The organism is Streptomyces sp. NPDC046712 (assembly GCF_040645695.1).
Classification (GTDB): Bacteria; Actinomycetota; Actinomycetes; order Streptomycetales; family Streptomycetaceae; genus Streptomyces.
Genome location: NZ_JBEYYW010000050.1, coordinates 21,558 through 37,799, shown reverse-complemented (window position 1 = coordinate 37,799; position 16,242 = coordinate 21,558). Strand labels below are relative to the sequence as shown.

Genomic DNA, 16,242 nt, shown 5'->3' with positions numbered 1-16,242 from the left:
CACCCTCTCGGGCTTTCCTCCGGGCTTTTCCCTTCGGTCTTGCGTTTCCGACTCTATCAGATCTTTCCGATCCGATTTCCTCGGTGCTTTCCGGCTTCTCGGTTTCCCGATCTGCTTTCCGGCGTTGATCCGACTTTATCAGAAGTTCTGAGTCGAATTCCCCGCCCCTTCCGGTCACCCTGTTCAGGCACACGAAGGTGCCGGGTTCCCTTGCTGGCGGAGCCGTAAACGTACTGGAGCGGGGCGCCCCGATGCAAATCGAGGCGCCCCGCTCCGGGTTGACGCTGGTCAGGCGGCGTCGGCCGCTCAGACCTCCACGACGACCGGGAGGATCATCGGGCGCCGGCGGTAGGTGTCCGAGACCCACTTGCCGACCGAACGGCGGATCAGCTGCTGCAGCTGGTGGGGCTCGACCACGCCGTCCTGGGCGGACTTGTTGAGGGCCTGCTCGACCTTCGGGATCACGGCGTCGAAGGCCGAATCCTCGATGCCGGAGCCGCGGGCGTGGATGTTCGGGCCGCTGACGATCTTGCCGGTCGAGGCGTCCACGACCACGAAGACCGAGATGATGCCCTCGTCGCCGAGGATGCGGCGGTCCTTCAGGGATGCCTCGGTGACATCGCCGACCGAGAGGCCGTCGACGTACACATAACCCGCCTGGACCTTGCCGACGATCCTGGCCTTGCCGTCGACCAGGTCGACGACCACGCCGTCCTCGGCGATGACGATGTGGTCCTTCGGGACACCCGTCATCGCGCCGAGCTCAGCGTTGGCGCGCAGGTGGCGCCATTCGCCGTGGACCGGCATCAGGTTCTTCGGCTTGCAGATGTTGTAGAAGTACAGCAGCTCGCCGGCCGAGGCGTGGCCCGAGACGTGGACCTTGGCGTTGCCCTTGTGGATGACGTTGGCACCCCAGCGGGTCAGGCCGTTGATCACGCGGTAGACCGCGTTCTCGTTGCCCGGGATGAGCGAGGACGCCAGGATCACGGTGTCGCCCTGGACGATCCGGATCTGGTGGTCGCGGTTGGCCATCCGGGACAGGGCTGCCATGGGCTCGCCCTGGGAACCCGTACAGACCAGCACGACCTCGTCGTCCGGGAGGTCGTCGAGGGTCTTCACGTCGACGACCAGGCCGGCCGGGACCCGGAGGTACCCGAGGTCGCGGGCGATGCCCATGTTGCGGACCATCGAGCGGCCGACGAAGGCCACCCGGCGTCCGTACTCGTGGGCGGCGTCGAGGATCTGCTGGATGCGGTGGACGTGGCTGGCGAAGCTGGCCACGATGATCCGCTTCTGGGCGTTCGCGAAGACGTTCCGCAGGACGTTGGAGATGTCCTTCTCCGGCGGGACGAAGCCCGGGACCTCGGCGTTCGTCGAGTCGGACAGCAGGAGGTCGATGCCCTCCTCGCTGAGCCGCGCGAACGCGTGCAGGTCGGTGAGCCGGCCGTCCATCGGGAGCTGGTCCATCTTGAAGTCGCCGGTGGCGACGGCCATGCCCGCGGGAGTGCGGATGGCGACGGCCAGGGCGTCGGGGATGGAGTGGTTGACCGCGATGAACTCGCAGTCGAACGGGCCCAGGTTCTCCCGGTCGCCCTCCGACACCTCGAGGGTGTAGGGGCGGATGCGGTGCTCCTGGAGCTTGGCCTCGATCAGGGCGAGGGTCAGCTTGGAGCCGATGAGCGGGATGTCCGGCTTGAGCCGGAGGAGGTACGGGACCGCGCCGATGTGGTCCTCGTGGCCGTGCGTGAGCACGATGCCCTCGACCTGGTCGAGGCGGTCCTTGATGGTGGTGAAGTCGGGCAGGATCAGGTCGATGCCCGGCTGCTCCTCCTCGGGGAAGAGGACGCCGCAGTCGACGATCAGCAGCCGGCCGTCGAACTCGAAGACCGTCATGTTCCGGCCGATCTCACCGAGCCCGCCGAGCGGGGTGACGCGCAGGCCGCCCTTGGGCAGCTTCGGCGGGGCGCCGAGTTCAGGATGCGGATGACTCAAAAGACTCTCCTCACCACACGCGCCACGTACCGCTTGGGCACGTGGCGCGCATGACATTCGTGCACTTGCTGTTGTCTGTCGGGTGATCTCGTCGGACGTCGGGGAACTCTCGTCGCGTCCGCAGATCGGATATTCAGTTGTGAAGTCTGGTGCTAAAGGTCTACCCCGCCGGCGGCGAGATCGAGCCTGAGCTGGGCGGTTTCCTCGGGGGAAAGCTCCACGAGCGGCATGCGCAGGGGGCCCGCCGGGAGGCCCTGGAGGGCGAGGGCGGCCTTGGTGGTCATGACGCCCTGGGTGCGGAACATGCCGGTGTAGATCGGCAGGAGCCGCTGGTGGATCTCGGTGGCCTTCTGGACCTCGCCGTTCAGGTGGGCGTCCAGGAGGGCACGGAGCTCGGGGGTCACGATGTGGCCGACGACGGAGACGAAGCCGCAGGCGCCCACGGAGAGCAGCGGCAGGTTGAGCATGTCGTCGCCGGAGTACCAGGCCAGGCCGGATCGCGCGATGGCCCAGCTGGCCCGCCCCAGGTCACCCTTGGCGTCCTTGTTGGCGACGATCCGGGGGTGCTCGGCGAGCCGGACGATCGTCTCGGTGTCGATGGGGACGCCGCTGCGGCCGGGGATGTCGTAGAGCATCACCGGAAGCTCGGTGGCGTCCGCGATGGCCGAGAAGTGCCGGTACAGGCCCTCCTGCGGGGGCTTGTTGTAGTACGGCGTGACGGCGAGCAGGCCGTGCGCGCCGTCACGTTCGGCGGTGCGGGCGAGCTCGATGGAGTGGTGGGTGTCGTTGGTGCCGATGCCGGCGACGACGTGGGCACGGTCGCCGACCGCGTCCAGTACGGCTCGTACCAGCTCCGATTTCTCCGCGTCGCTGGTGGTCGGGGACTCGCCGGTGGTGCCGTTGATGACGAGGCCGTCGTTGCCTGCGTCCACCAGATGGGCGGCGAGTCGCTGGGCACCGTCGAGGTCGAGTGCGCCGTCCGCCGTGAACGGCGTGACCATGGCGGTGAGGACCCTCCCGAAGGGGGTCTGCGGAGTGGAGATCGGAGCCATGGGTAACACGCTACTCGCTGCTCAGCGCCCGGTGTCCCCTCGGGGGACCTGAGATAGGGAGCCCGGCACTGCCTGCTCGGGGGTTCAAGCAGTGCCGGGTCCGTTTGATCAGCCTAGATGAACTTCGTGAAACGTCGCAATACGGACACTTCGCGTGACAGGTCGTACATCTGTGCTTTATGGGGCCACACGGCCGTTGTTGTTGAACGCGGCATAGGTCAGCGGCATGAGCTGGGCCCAGTGCTGCTCCATCTTCTCGCCGACCATTTCGATCTCCCGCTGCGGGAAGGACGGCACCTTGGCCAGCTCGTGCTGGGTGCGCAGACCGAGGAAGTGCATCAGCGAGCGCGCGTTGCACGTGGCGTACATCGAGGAGAAGAGGCCGACGGGCAGGACCGCGCGGGCGACCTCGCGGGCGACGCCGGCGGCGAGCATCTCCTGGTACGCCGCGTACGCCTGAACGTAGGAGTCCTCCATGACGCGGCCGGTCAGCTCCTGCTGGGCCTCGCTGCCCTCGACGAAGACGTACTTGCCCGGGCGGCCCTCCTGGACCAGCTTCCGCGACGCGTCGGGGACGTAGAAGACCGGCTCCAGCTCCCTGTAGCGACCCGATTCCTCGTTGTACGACCAGCCGACGCGGTGCCGCATGAACTCGCGGAACACGAAGATCGGGGCGCTGATGAAGAACGTCATCGAGTTGTGCTCGAAGGGGCTGCCGTGCCGGTCCCGCATGAGGTAGTTGATGAGCCCCTTGGACCGCTCGGGGTCCTTCTGCAGTTCGTCGAGCGACTGCTCCCCCGCGGTGGAGACGCGGGCCGCCCACAGCACGTCCGAGTCGGCGGCGCTGTGCTTCACCAGCTCGACGGTCACATCGCTGCGGAAGCTGGGCTTGAGGTCTTCTGCGGGGGTGTCGGTCACCGGCGGGGTCCTTCCAAAGTGCGTCGCTCGGGCGGCGCCCACTCTACGGGGAGGCACTGACAGCGGAGTCCCACACCCACCCGGACGACTTTCTTTGGCCAATTCGGGGAAATAGGGCACCGAATGGTGACTTTGCTCGTCTGTACCTGTGACACCGCACACCACAGAGCTCCAAGGAGAGTGGCCCCCATGTTTGGCCGGCGAGAGGCTGTCCCGTTCGCGTTCGTCGCTGATGCCGACCGCTTCCGCAGTAACGTCACTCCGCCGCCGAGGGAGCGCCTCAGTGCCTCCGAGGTCGTGGGCCGTACGCTTGTCGGGCTGACGGTCGTGGCCGGTCTCGTCGGCTCACTGCTCTTCGGAATCCCGGCCATGCAGTCGGGAGCGGCCGAGGGCCACCGGCAGCAGTCCGAGGCTTCCGACAGCCGTTGAGCAGTACCGCCCCCTGGGGTGGCCCGGTCGAGACCACCTGGGTAGCCTCACCGGGCACAGCCCCTTCGAGCGTGCTTGTGAGTGAGGATCAGTCGTGCCCCTGCCCTTTCTGACGGCCGACCGCGCTTTTGACGCGACCGACGACGTCGCGCTGCCGTTCGACGACCACGACCAGTGGCGTCGTCCCTACCGGCCCGGACCCTGGCGGGTCGGGGTGGCCGCGCTCGCGCTGTTGCTCGCCTCGTTCGTGCTCTTCGCCGCGGTGATCATCGTCGCGGCGGGGGCTACGGGCGGCGCGTTCGCCACTTTCGGGCTCGCCGCGGCGATCATCGCCGGTGCGCTGCGGGCGCTGCGCGTGGGTACGTGGGTGAGCCGTCACGGCGTGCGCCGGGTCGGCTTCTTCTCGACGGCGACGGTGGCCTGGCCGCGGGTGACCGAACTCCGCACGGTGCAGCAGCCCGTGCGGTGGCTGGGGCTGCCCCGGACCGTGCAGGGCCAGGCGCTGGTTCTCGTACGGCAGGGCGGTGAGCAGATCAGTCTGCTCACCGACCACAACGCCGACTTCCTCTCCCGCGTCGAGGCGTTCGACCGTGCGGCCGACACGGTCGAGGCGTGGAACGCCGAGTACGGCGTCCACGCCGCGCGTTGACCGCTACGCGCTGACCGTACGGCCCTCGTGCAGGGCGATCGCGCGCTGCATCGCCTTGCGGGCGCGCGGGGTGTCGCGGGCATCGTGATAGGCGACCGCGAGCCGGAACCAGCAGCGCCAGTCGTCCGGGGAGTCCTCGGTCTCGGCCCGCCGCTTCGCGAAGACCTCGTCGGCCGAGTCCCGGTCGATCCGGCCGCCGGCGGTGCGCTTCAACTCGTCGACGGGCAGGCCGCCTTCGGCCTCCAGCTCGCGGGCCAGCCGCTGCGCGTTCCGCGCGAAGGCGGTGTTCTTCCAGAGGAACCAGCCGCCCACGCAGGGCAGCAGGAAGGCAACCGCTCCCATGCCCATGGCGGCCGGTTCGCCGGTCAGCAGGAGCAGGACGCCCTCCATCGCCACCACAGCGAAGACGAGCACGAGCACGGTGGCGAGGAAGGCGTACGTGATCTTTCCACCCATGACCGTCAGCCCAGGTCCATGAAGTGCTCCAGGCCGAAGGTGAGGCCGGGAGTGGTGACCACGCGACGGGCGCCCAGGAGGATGCCCGGCATGAAGCTGGAGTGGTGCAGCGAGTCGTGACGGATCGTCAGGGTCTCGCCCACCCCGCCGAGCAGCACCTCCTGGTGGGCAAGAAGACCCGCGAGGCGTACCGCGTGGACCCGGACGCCGTCGACGTCCGCTCCGCGGGCGCCGTCCAGGGCGGTCTCCGTCGCGTCCGGCTGGGCGCCGAGGCCGGCCTCACGGCGGGCGGCGGCGATCAGCTGGGCGGTACGGGTGGCGGTGCCGCTGGGGGCGTCGACCTTGTGCGGGTGGTGCAGCTCGACGACCTCGACGGACTCGAAGTACGGGGCCGCGATCTGGGCGAACTTCATCGTCAGCACGGCGCCGATGGAGAAGTTCGGGGCGATCAGGACACCGGTCTCCGGGGAGCCGGCGAGCCAGCTGTTCAGCTGCGCGAGGCGCTCCTCGTTCCAGCCCGTGGTGCCGACGACCGCGTGGATGCCGTGGCGTACGCAGTAGTCGAGGTTGTCCATCACGGAGGCCGGGGTGGTCAGCTCGACAGCGACCTGGGCGCCCGCCTCGGCGAGCGTCTCCAGCTTGTCGCCGCGGCCGAGCGCCGCGACCAGTTCCATGTCCTCGGCGGCCTCGACGGCCCGTACCGCCTCGGAGCCGATACGGCCCTGGGCTCCGAGGACCGCCACGCGCAGCTTGCTCATGCTCTGAACTCTCTCTGGGAGTGTCTAGGAGACGGATTCGTGCAGGCGTGCCGCCTGCTTGTCCTTCAGCGGTCCTATGACGGACAGCGAGGGGCGCTGTCCGAGCACATCACGGGCGACCTCCCGGACCTCGTCCGGGGTGACCGCGGCGATCCGGGCGAGCATGTCGTCGACCGACATCTGGGTGCCCCAGCACAGCTCGCTCTTGCCGATGCGGTTCATCAGCGCGCCGGTGTCCTCCAGGCCGAGGACGGTCGAGCCGGAGAGCTGGCCGATGGCGCGGGCGATCTCGTCGTCGGACAGCCCGTCGGAGGCCACCTTGTCGAGCTCGTCCCGGCAGATCTTCAGCACGTCGTGGACCTGGTTGGGGCGGCAGCCCGCGTACACCCCGAAGAGGCCGCAGTCGGCGAAGCCCGAGGTGTACGAGTACACGCTGTAGGCCAGGCCGCGCTTCTCGCGGACCTCCTGGAAGAGGCGGGAGGACATGCCGCCGCCGAGGGCCGTGTTCAGCACGCCGAGCGCCCAGCGGCGCTCGTCGGTGCGCGCGAGGCCCGGCATGCCGAGGACCACGTGCGCCTGCTCGGTCTTGCGGCCCAGGTGCTCGACGCGGCCCGCGGTGCGGATCGTGCGGTGACCGTCGCGCGGGGCGACGGGGCGTGCGTCGGTACGGGTCAGGGCGCCGGCCTTGTCGAAGGCGCGGCGGACCTGGCGTACCACCGTGGCGTGGTCGATGTTGCCCGCCGCGGCGACGACGAGATGGGTCGGGTCGTAGTGCTTCTTGTAGAAGCGGGCGATCCGGCCGCGGTCGAGGGCGTTGATCGTGTCGACCGTGCCGAGCACGGGCCGACCGAGCGGGGTGTCGCCGAACATGGTCTGCGCGAACAGGTCGTGTACGACGTCGCCCGGGTCGTCCTCGGTCATCGCGATCTCTTCGAGGATGACGCCGCGCTCGGCGTCCACGTCCTCCTCGAGGATCAGCGAACCGGTCAGCATGTCGCAGACGACGTCGATCGCGAGCGGCAGGTCGGTGTCGAGGACCCGCGCGTAGTAGCAGGTGTACTCCTTCGCCGTGAAGGCGTTCATCTCGCCGCCGACCGCGTCGAGCGCGGCGGAGATGTCGAGGGCGCTGCGTCGCTGCGTGCCCTTGAAGAGGAGGTGCTCCAGGTAGTGCGTGGCGCCGTTGAGGGTGGGCGTCTCGTCACGGGAGCCGACGTGCGCCCAGATGCCGAAGGTGGCGGAGCGCACGGAGGGCAGGGTCTCGGTGACGATGCGCAGACCACCGGGGAGGGTGGTGCGGCGGACGGTGCCGATGCCGTCCTTGCCCGGGAGAAGCGTTTGGGTACGGGCGACGGCCCGCCCCTCCGAAGAGGGGCGGGCCGTCACACGGGAACTACGGGACGTCACTGGTCGGTGTCGTCCTTCGCGTCCTCGGCGGCACCGTCCTCGTCCGCGATCACGGGGATCAGGGAGAGCTTGCCGCGCTGGTCGATCTCGGCGATCTCGACCTGGACCTTGGAGCCGACCGCGAGCACGTCCTCGACGTTCTCCACGCGCTTGCCACCGGCGAGCTTGCGGATCTGCGAGATGTGCAGCAGGCCGTCCTTGCCCGGGAGCAGGGACACGAACGCACCGAAGGTGGTGGTCTTGACGACCGTACCCAGGTAGCGCTCGCCGACCTCCGGCATGGTCGGGTTGGCGATGCCGTTGATCGTGGCACGGGCGGCCTCGGCGGCCGGGCCGTCGGCGGCACCGATGTAGATGGTGCCGTCGTCCTCGATCGTGATGTCGGCGCCGGTGTCCTCCTGGATCTGGTTGATCATCTTGCCCTTGGGGCCGATGACCTCACCGATCTTGTCCACCGGGATCTTGACGGTGATGATGCGCGGCGCGTTCGGGGACATCTCGTCCGGAACGTCGATCGCCTCGTTCATCACGTCGAGGATGTGCAGACGCGCGTCACGGGCCTGCTTCAGCGCGGCGGCCAGGACCGAGGCGGGGATGCCGTCGAGCTTGGTGTCGAGCTGGAGCGCGGTGACGAAGGTCTTCGTACCGGCGACCTTGAAGTCCATGTCACCGAAGGCGTCCTCCGCACCGAGGATGTCGGTGAGGGCGACGTAGTGGGTCTTGCCGTCGATCTCCTCGGAGATCAGACCCATGGCGATGCCGGCGACGGGGGCCTTGAGCGGCACACCGGCGTTCAGCAGCGACATGGTGGAGGCGCAGACCGAGCCCATGGACGTCGAGCCGTTGGAGCCGAGGGCCTCGGACACCTGACGGATCGCGTACGGGAACTCCTCGCGCGTCGGCAGCACCGGCACGATGGCGCGCTCGGCGAGCGCACCGTGGCCGATCTCGCGGCGCTTGGGCGAGCCCACGCGGCCGGTCTCACCGACGGAGTACGGCGGGAAGTTGTAGTTGTGCATGTAGCGCTTGCGGGTCACCGGGGAGAGGGTGTCCAGCTGCTGCTCCATGCGGAGCATGTTGAGGGTGGTGACGCCCAGGATCTGGGTCTCGCCACGCTCGAACAGCGCCGAGCCGTGCACGCGCGGGATGGCCTCGACCTCGGCGGCGAGCGTACGGATGTCCGTGATGCCGCGGCCGTCGATGCGGACCTTGTCCTTGATGATCCGCTCGCGGACCAGCTTCTTGGTCAGCGCGCGGTAGGCGCCGGAGATCTCCTTCTCGCGGCCCTCGAAGGCCGGGAGGAGCTTCTCGGCGGCGAGCTCCTTGACGCGGTCGAGCTCGGTCTCGCGCTCCTGCTTGCCGGCGATCGTGAGCGCCTGGGCGAGGTCGTTCTTGACTGCGGCGGTGAGCGCCTCCAGGACGTCGTCCTGGTAGTCGAGGTAGACCGGGAACTCGCCGGTGGGCTTGGCGGCCTTGGCGGCGAGGTCGGCCTGCGCCTTGCAGAGGACCTTGATGAACGGCTTCGCGGCCTCGAGACCGGCGGCGACGACCTCCTCGGTCGGCGCCTCGGCGCCGCCCTTGACGAGCTCGATCGTCTTCTCGGTGGCCTCGGCCTCGACCATCATGATCGCGACGTCGCCGTCCTCAAGGACGCGACCGGCGACGACCATGTCGAAGACGGCGTCCTCGAGCTCGGTGTGCGTCGGGAACGCGACCCACTGGCCCTTGATCAGGGCGACACGGGTGCCGCCGATCGGGCCGGAGAAGGGCAGGCCGGCCAGCTGCGTGGAGCAGGAGGCGGCGTTGATCGCGACCACGTCGTAGAGGTGGTCGGGGTTGAGCGCCATGATCGTCTCGACGATCTGGATCTCGTTGCGCAGGCCCTTCTTGAAGGAGGGGCGCAGCGGCCGGTCGATCAGGCGACAGGTGAGGATCGCGTCCTCGGAGGGGCGGCCTTCCCGGCGGAAGAAGGAGCCGGGGATCTTGCCGGCCGCGTACATCCGCTCCTCGACGTCCACCGTCAGGGGGAAGAAGTCGAGCTGGTCCTTGGGCTTCTTGGACGCGGTGGTGGCCGAAAGGACCATCGTGTCGTCGTCCAGGTACGCGACGGCGGAGCCGGCGGCCTGCTTGGCCAGGCGGCCCGTCTCGAAGCGGATGGTGCGGGTGCCGAAAGTGCCGTTGTCGATGACGGCCTCGGCGTAGTGGGTCTCGTTCTCCACTAGCAGTTTCTCCTACGTGTTCGTCTTTTCGTCCGTCGGCCCGTGTGGCCGGGGACGGTGATGGAGGAGAAGCGCCTTCGGATGCGGGCCGGTCTTCGATCGAAGCACCCGGGGATTGTGGGGTCCGGGGGCCACTACCGAGGACCGGCGGCGTGCCGGCGGCCTCTCGCTCGTGATGTGGCGTTGTCCGACCAGACTAAGTGCCGGTCGGTACATCGCGCACGTACAGCAAAGGGAGCGGCCCCCTAAAAGTGGGAACCGCTCCCTTCACGGCGTCCTTACTTGGCACCGCCGGCCGCACCGCGGCGGATGCCGAGGCGGTCGACCAGGGCGCGGAAGCGCTGGATGTCCTTCTTGGCCAGGTACTGCAGCAGGCGGCGACGCTGGCCGACCAGGATCAGCAGACCACGACGGGAGTGGTGGTCGTGCTTGTGCTGCTTGAGGTGCTCGGTCAGGTCCGAGATGCGGCGGGAGAGCATCGCGACCTGGACCTCGGGGGAGCCGGTGTCGCCCTCCTTGGTGCCGAACTCGGCCATGATCTGCTTCTTCGTAGCGGCGTCGAGAGACACTCGGTACTCCTCTTGGTGTTCGTGCGCCCACGAGTGCCCCTGGTCTTGGTCTCAGGGGAGCTTCCGTGACTCGGAGGCGAAGGTCCGATGAGCGCAGCTTCCAGAGAATCCGGGAGCGCGTACACAAACGGCCGTCACACAGCGTACCAGTCCCGCAGAGCGGCTCTCACTTGCTGGTGAGCGAGCGGGCCGCCATGAAGACGTCCAGGACGGCCAGGCAGAGCGGAACGAGGGACAGCAGGACGAATCCCTCGGTCAGGTCGAGCAGACGGCCCCAGAAGGGCGAGAGGCCCTTCCTCGGGATGATCAGGCCGATGGCGGTCACCAGGGCGGCGCCGGCGGCGACGGCCGCGGTGAGCCAGATCGTACGGATGTCCAGGCCGCCGCGGTCCCCGTAGATCAGCAGGTCCTTGACCAGGTCGGCCGGCGGGTTCAGGGAGAGGCCGAGGATCAGCAGGGCGATCGCGGCGATACCGGCGACCAGGACGCAGGCGACCTGCGAGGTGTAGCGGAAGAGCCGGGCGCGCAGCAGCATCGCGAGGCCGGCGGCGAGGGCCAGGAACTGGCCCCAGACGTTGCCGGCGAAACCGAGGACCGCGGCGGAGCCGACGACGACGGCCGCGCAGCCGCCGACGAGGCCCAGGAGCATCTCGTGACCGCGCCGGGCCTGGAGGGCGATGCGCTCGCCGTCGACGGGCTGGGCCTCGTCCGGAGTCTGGTTCGGGTCGGCGTGGAACTCGTCGTCCGTGGCGCTGCGCGGGGAGGCGTAGCCGATGGGCAGCCGGGCGAAGCGGGCGGAGAGGCCGGGCAGGAAGGCGACAAGGCCGACGGCGACCGGGGCGCAGACGGCGGCGGTCTCGGTGGCGGAGGACTCGGTGACGATCGCCAGGAAGGTGGCGAGGGTGCCCACGGCGGCCAGGAAGGTCGCCGCGACGAACGGGGCGTCGCCGCTCGGGGTGAGCGCCACCAGGGCCACGGAGGCGACCAGGACGGTCACGCAGCCGAGCAGGAACTGCAGACGCCCGGGGCCGTGGCCCGCGTCGGGTCCGACGATGCCCGAGCCGGCGATGAGCAGGAGCGGGAGGGCGCCGAGGCCGAGGGCGACGGCGGTGGCCCGGTCTCCGTACACCCGGGCCCGTACGCCGGCGAAGGCGGTCAGCAGGACGCCCGCGGCGCCCGCGACGACGCCGGGGAGGCTGTGCATGTCGTGGCGTACCGGATCGGCGAACCAGAGCACGAAGCCCATCAGGACCAGCAGCAGCACACCGCCGACGAGTCCGGCGCCGCGCAGCAGGTCGTCGCTCCACAGATGCCGGTCGCGGGTGACGGCCGAGGCGACGGCGTCGGAGACGTCGTCGAAGACGGCGGGCGGCAGCGACTGGGCGAACGGGCGCAGCGAGAGCACCTCGCCGTCGAGGACCTGTTGGGCGGCGAGGGTGCGCGCGCCGTCGAGAACCGAACCGTCGCGCCGGACCAGGTGGTAGCCGGTCGGAGTGCCGGCGGACTGGGTCTGTCCGGTGAGCCGCAGGATCTCCGGATAGACGTCGGCGACGGCGATGTCCTCCGGGAGCGCGACGTCGATACGACTGTCCGGCGCCACGACGGTGACACGGCAGAAGCCGGTCGCTGCGGTCGTACTCACGTGTCTGGACCCCCTGATTCGCGGTTGCGCACACTGCGCGCGCCACCCTACCGGGGACGGGCACGGGTGGCTGCAAGTAGGATCGCCGTCTCATGGGGGAGGCCGTCGCTCACGGGGGCGCCGGTGCGGAACTCCCGCACGAAGTCCGCCCGTAACGAGGGATTGATGCGCCGGTGAGCCAGATCGTCGTCAAACGCCCGCCGAGGTCCCTTCCTCCGGAAGTACCCAGTGAGGAACTGGTCCTGGAGTCCCCGCCCGAACTGCCGCGCGGGCAGCAGGAGGGCATGCTGATGCAGCTCCTGCCGATGCTCGGCATGGGCTCCTCGGTGGTGTTCTTCTTCATGCCTGGTGCGCATCCGTTCATGCGCATCATGGGCATCCTGATGCTTGTCTCGACGCTCGCGATGGTCATCGCGCAGCTCGTGCGGTTCCGGAAGGGTACGCAGGGGCAAATTGCCGATGTCCGCCGGGACTACCTCAAATACCTCGCGCAGACCCGGCGTACGGTCCGGCGCACCGCGCGCAAGCAGCGGGACGCGCAGCTGTATCTGCACCCCGCGCCCGAGCAGTTGTGGTCGGTGGTGGCCGAGGGCTCGCGGGTGTGGGAACGCCGCGTGGGCGACAAGGACTTCGGGCAGGTACGGATCGGGCTCGGCGCCCAGCAGTTGGCGACGCCCCTGGTGGCGCCGGACACCGCGCCGGTGGACGAGCTCGAGCCGCTGTGCGCGGGCGCGATGCAGCAGTTCCTGGCCGTGCACGGCTCGTTGGACGGGCTGCCGATGGCGGTCTCGATGCGCGCCTTCTACCACGTGACGGTCTCCGGGGAGCCGGAGTCGGCGCACGCCGCGGCGCGCGGTCTGGTCTCCCAGCTGGTGACGCTGCACTCCCCCGACGATCTGATGCTGGTCGTGGTCTCGGCCCGGGGGGCGCAGGAGCGCTGGGACTGGACGAAGTGGCTGCCGCACACGCAGGTGGCGGGGCAGGTCGACGGCGCGGGCACCAAGCGGCTGTTCGGCGACGACCTCGGTGAGCTGGAGTCGATGATCCGCTCGCGGCTCGACGGCCGCCCGCGGTTCAGCCGCGACAACCAGCCGGTCCTGGACCAGCCGCACGTCGTGGTCGTCCTCGACGGCGGGATGGTGCCGCCGGACTCGCTGTTCGCGGCCCCCGAGGGTCTGCAGGGCGTGACCATCGTCGAGGTGATCTCCGGTGAGCTCGACGAGCCGCGCGGTGGCCTGTCGGTGGTCGTACGGCCCGGGCGGCTGCGCCTGGAGTCGGGCGGTGGTTTCGCGTACGAGGGTGTGCCGGACGGGATCTCGCTGCCGGCCGCCGAGGCGCTGGCCCGGCAGCTCGCGCCGCTCAGGATGGGCGGCGGGGACGACGACGAACCGCTGCTCGCCAACCTGGACTTCACGGATCTGCTGAACCTGGGCGACGCCGCCTCGGTGGACGTGGCGCGGACCTGGCGGCCGCGGTCGGTGGCCGAGCGGCTGCGTGTGCCGATCGGTGTCGGCGAGGACGGCCAGCCGGTCATGCTGGACCTCAAGGAGGCCGCGCAGGAGGGCATGGGTCCGCACGGTCTGTGTGTGGGCGCGACCGGTTCCGGAAAGTCGGAGCTGCTGCGCACGCTCGTCCTCGGTCTCGCGGTCACGCACTCCTCGGAGACGCTGAACTTCGTCCTCGCGGACTTCAAGGGTGGTGCGACCTTCGCGGGCATGTCCCAGATGCCGCACGTCGCGGCCGTGATCACCAACCTCGCCGACGACCTCACGCTCGTGGACCGCATGGGCGACGCGATCCGCGGTGAGCTGCAGCGCCGTCAGGAGCTGCTGCGCTCGGCGGGCAACTACGCCAACATCCACGACTACGAGAAGGCGCGTGCGGCCGGTGCGCCGCTGGAGCCGCTTGCCTCGCTGGTCCTTGTCATCGACGAGTTCTCCGAACTCCTCACCGCCAAGCCGGACTTCATCGACATGTTCATCCAGATCGGCCGCATCGGCCGTTCGCTGGGTGTGCATCTGCTGCTGGCCTCGCAGCGGCTGGAGGAGGGCAAGCTCCGCGGCCTGGACACCTACCTGTCGTACCGGATCGGTCTGCGGACGTTCTCCGCGGCCGAGTCGCGCACGGCGATCGGTGTGCCGGACGCGTACCACCTGCCGTCGGTGCCGGGCTCGGGCTATCTGAAGTTCGGTACGGACGAGATGACCCGGTTCAAGGCGGCGTACGTCTCCGGTACCTACCGGACGGGCGGGCCGCGGCTGGCGGCCGGGCAGATGCCGATCGAGCGGCGGCCCGCGCTCTTCACGGCCTCGCCGGTGCCTGTGGTCTACGCGGCGCCCGACCCGGCGTATCTGACGGCTCAGCGCGAGGAGGAGGACGACGCGCTCGCGGACACCGTTCTCGACGTGATCGTGCGCCGGCTGGAGGGGCAGGGCGTGCCCGCCCACCAGGTGTGGCTGCCGCCGCTGGACCAGGCGCCCTCGCTCGACCAGCTCCTGCCGGGGCTCGCGCCGACCGCGGACCGCGGTCTGACGGCGACCGAGTACACCCGCCCGGGCGGTCTGACGGTGCCGCTCGGCCTCATCGACAAGCCCTTCGAGCAGCGGCGCGAGGTGCTGTACCGGGACTTCTCGGGTGCGGCGGGCCACATGATGGTGGTCGGCGGTCCGCAGTCCGGCAAGTCGACGCTGATGCGGACGCTGATCTCGGCGTTCGCGCTGACCCACACCCCGGCGGAAGTGCAGTTCTACGCACTGGACTCCGGTGGTGGCGGCATGGTGTCGCTGGCCGATCTGCCGCATGTCGGCGGGGTCGCGTCCCGGCTGGACCCCGAGCGGGTGCGGCGGACGGTCGCGGAGGTGCTCGGCGTGCTGAACCGGCGCGAGGAGTTCTTCCGCTCGCACTCCATCGACTCGATCGCCACCTACCGGCGCAAGCGCGCCGCGGGTGAACTGCCTGGCGAGGCCTGGGGCGACGTCTTCCTGGTCATCGACGGCTGGGGCGGTTTCCGCAACGACTACGACATGCTGGAGCCGGTCGTCTCGGACATCGCGGCGCGCGGTCTGGGTTACGGCATCCACGTGGTCATCACCGCGGCCCGGTACATGGAGGTGCGGGCCGCACTGAAGGACCAGATGCTGGGGCGTCTGGAGCTGCGGCTCGGCGATGTCATGGACTCCGAGTTCGACCGCAAGGTCGCGGCGAACGTCCCGCCGGGCGTGCCCGGCCGTGGCCAGGTGCCGGAGAAGCTGCACTTCATGGGGGCGCTGCCGCGGATCGACGGGTCGAGCTCGGCGGTGGACCTGTCCGACGGCACGGCCGCGTTCGTACAGGCCGTGAAGAGCAGCTGGACGGGCGCGCCCGCTCCCGCGGTGCGGCTGCTGCCGCGCCGGCTGCCGGCGGAGCAGCTGCCGAAGGGCTTCGAGTACCCGCAGCACGGCATCGCGATCGGTATCGACGAGACGAACCTGGAGCCGGTGTTCGTCGACTTCGAGACGGACCCGTTCTTCCTGATCTTCGGCGAGAGCGAGTCGGGCAAGACGGGGCTGCTGCGGCTCATCGCCAAGCAGCTGTGCGAGCGGTACACCCCGGAGCAGGCGCGGATCGTGGTCGGCGACTACCGGCGGACGATGCTGGAGGCGGTCGCGCCCTCGCACCTGCTCGAGTACGCGCCGATGGCGTCCGCCATGCAGATGCACATGGACGCCATCAACACGGTGATGACGAAGCGGGCGCCGAAGCCCGACATCACCCCGCAGCAGCTGCGGGACCGCAGCTGGTGGACGGGCCCTCAGCTGTACGTCCTGGTGGACGACTTCGAGCTGGTGGCGACGAACTCCGGCAACCCGCTTCAGGTGTTGGTGGAGAACCTGCCGTTCGCGCGGGACGTGGGCATCCGCTTCATCGTCGCGCGCAGCGCGGCGGGCGCGTCCAGGGCGATGTACGAGCCCTTCATGCAGCGCGCCAAGGAGCTCGGCGCGCAGGGCGTCATCCTCTCCGGCGACCCGGGCGAGGGCGACATCCTCGGCAGCGTCCGGGCCCGCCCGATGCCGCCCGGCCGTGGCACGTTCGTCTCCCGCAAGCGGGGCACGCCGCTGGTGCAGCTGGGCTGGCTCCCGGAGAGCCACTAGCGCGGATTTCGGCCTTCCGGGTAC

12 protein-coding genes are annotated in these 16,242 nt (G+C 69.6%); 3 read left to right on the top strand and 9 right to left on the bottom strand.

Annotated elements, in window-relative coordinates; genetic code table 11:
• Positions 1-306: 306 nt before the first annotated feature.
• The 3 genes from ABZ939_RS36465 to thyX form a co-directional block, all read right to left on the bottom strand.
• Positions 307-1,992 (bottom strand): ribonuclease J, encoded by a 1,686-nt coding sequence (locus tag ABZ939_RS36465; protein ID WP_361864838.1) that lies wholly within the window; start codon positions 1,990-1,992, stop codon positions 307-309.
• A 152-nt stretch (positions 1,993-2,144) separates the two neighbouring features.
• A complete protein-coding gene (dapA, locus tag ABZ939_RS36460) occupies positions 2,145-3,044 on the bottom strand; it encodes a 4-hydroxy-tetrahydrodipicolinate synthase (protein WP_361864836.1) in 900 nt (299 codons plus the stop codon).
• Positions 3,045-3,221: 177 nt separating this feature from the next.
• Positions 3,222-3,962: an FAD-dependent thymidylate synthase gene (thyX, locus tag ABZ939_RS36455; protein WP_361864834.1), complete on the bottom strand. Its 741-nt coding sequence runs from the start codon at positions 3,960-3,962 to the stop codon at positions 3,222-3,224.
• Positions 3,963-4,151: 189 nt separating this feature from the next.
• On the opposite strand from thyX, the gene ABZ939_RS36450 reads away from it, so the two are divergent.
• Both ABZ939_RS36450 and ABZ939_RS36445 read left to right on the top strand, forming a co-directional pair.
• Positions 4,152-4,391 carry a hypothetical protein gene (locus ABZ939_RS36450; RefSeq protein ID WP_361864832.1) on the top strand — a complete coding sequence of 80 codons (240 nt, stop codon included), beginning with the start codon at positions 4,152-4,154 and terminating at the stop codon, positions 4,389-4,391.
• A 94-nt stretch (positions 4,392-4,485) separates the two neighbouring features.
• Positions 4,486-5,040: a hypothetical protein gene (locus tag ABZ939_RS36445; protein ID WP_361864830.1), complete on the top strand. Its 555-nt coding sequence runs from the start codon at positions 4,486-4,488 to the stop codon at positions 5,038-5,040.
• Between the two features lie 3 nt (positions 5,041-5,043).
• Here ABZ939_RS36445 and ABZ939_RS36440 read toward each other — a convergent pair whose 3' ends face one another.
• The 6 genes from ABZ939_RS36440 to eccD form a co-directional block, all read right to left on the bottom strand.
• Positions 5,044-5,496 carry a hypothetical protein gene (locus tag ABZ939_RS36440; protein ID WP_361864828.1) on the bottom strand — a complete coding sequence of 151 codons (453 nt, stop codon included), beginning with the start codon at positions 5,494-5,496 and terminating at the stop codon, positions 5,044-5,046.
• Between the two features lie 5 nt (positions 5,497-5,501).
• Positions 5,502-6,254 (bottom strand): 4-hydroxy-tetrahydrodipicolinate reductase, encoded by a 753-nt coding sequence (gene dapB / locus ABZ939_RS36435; RefSeq protein WP_361864826.1) that lies wholly within the window; start codon positions 6,252-6,254, stop codon positions 5,502-5,504.
• 24 nt (positions 6,255-6,278) lie between these two features.
• Positions 6,279-7,658, bottom strand: coding sequence for a pitrilysin family protein (locus tag ABZ939_RS36430; RefSeq protein WP_361864824.1), 1,380 nt, complete (start codon positions 7,656-7,658; stop codon positions 6,279-6,281).
• Entirely contained in the window at positions 7,655-9,877 is a 2,223-nt protein-coding gene (locus ABZ939_RS36425) for a polyribonucleotide nucleotidyltransferase (RefSeq protein WP_361864822.1), read from the bottom strand. The genes ABZ939_RS36430 and ABZ939_RS36425 overlap by 4 nt, the downstream gene beginning before the upstream one ends.
• A 278-nt stretch (positions 9,878-10,155) precedes the next feature.
• Complete coding sequence (gene rpsO / locus ABZ939_RS36420) at positions 10,156-10,446, bottom strand: 30S ribosomal protein S15 (protein ID WP_158991116.1); 291 nt, start codon at positions 10,444-10,446, stop codon at positions 10,156-10,158.
• Positions 10,447-10,612: 166 nt separating this feature from the next.
• Entirely contained in the window at positions 10,613-12,088 is a 1,476-nt protein-coding gene (eccD, locus tag ABZ939_RS36415) for a type VII secretion integral membrane protein EccD (RefSeq protein ID WP_361864820.1), read from the bottom strand.
• 173 nt (positions 12,089-12,261) lie between these two features.
• Between eccD and eccCa the strand changes: the two genes are divergently transcribed.
• The gene (gene eccCa, locus ABZ939_RS36410) at positions 12,262-16,218 is read left to right on the top strand and encodes a type VII secretion protein EccCa (RefSeq protein WP_361864818.1); all 3,957 of its coding nucleotides are present in this window, start codon (positions 12,262-12,264) and stop codon (positions 16,216-16,218) included.
• Positions 16,219-16,242 lie beyond the last annotated feature (24 nt).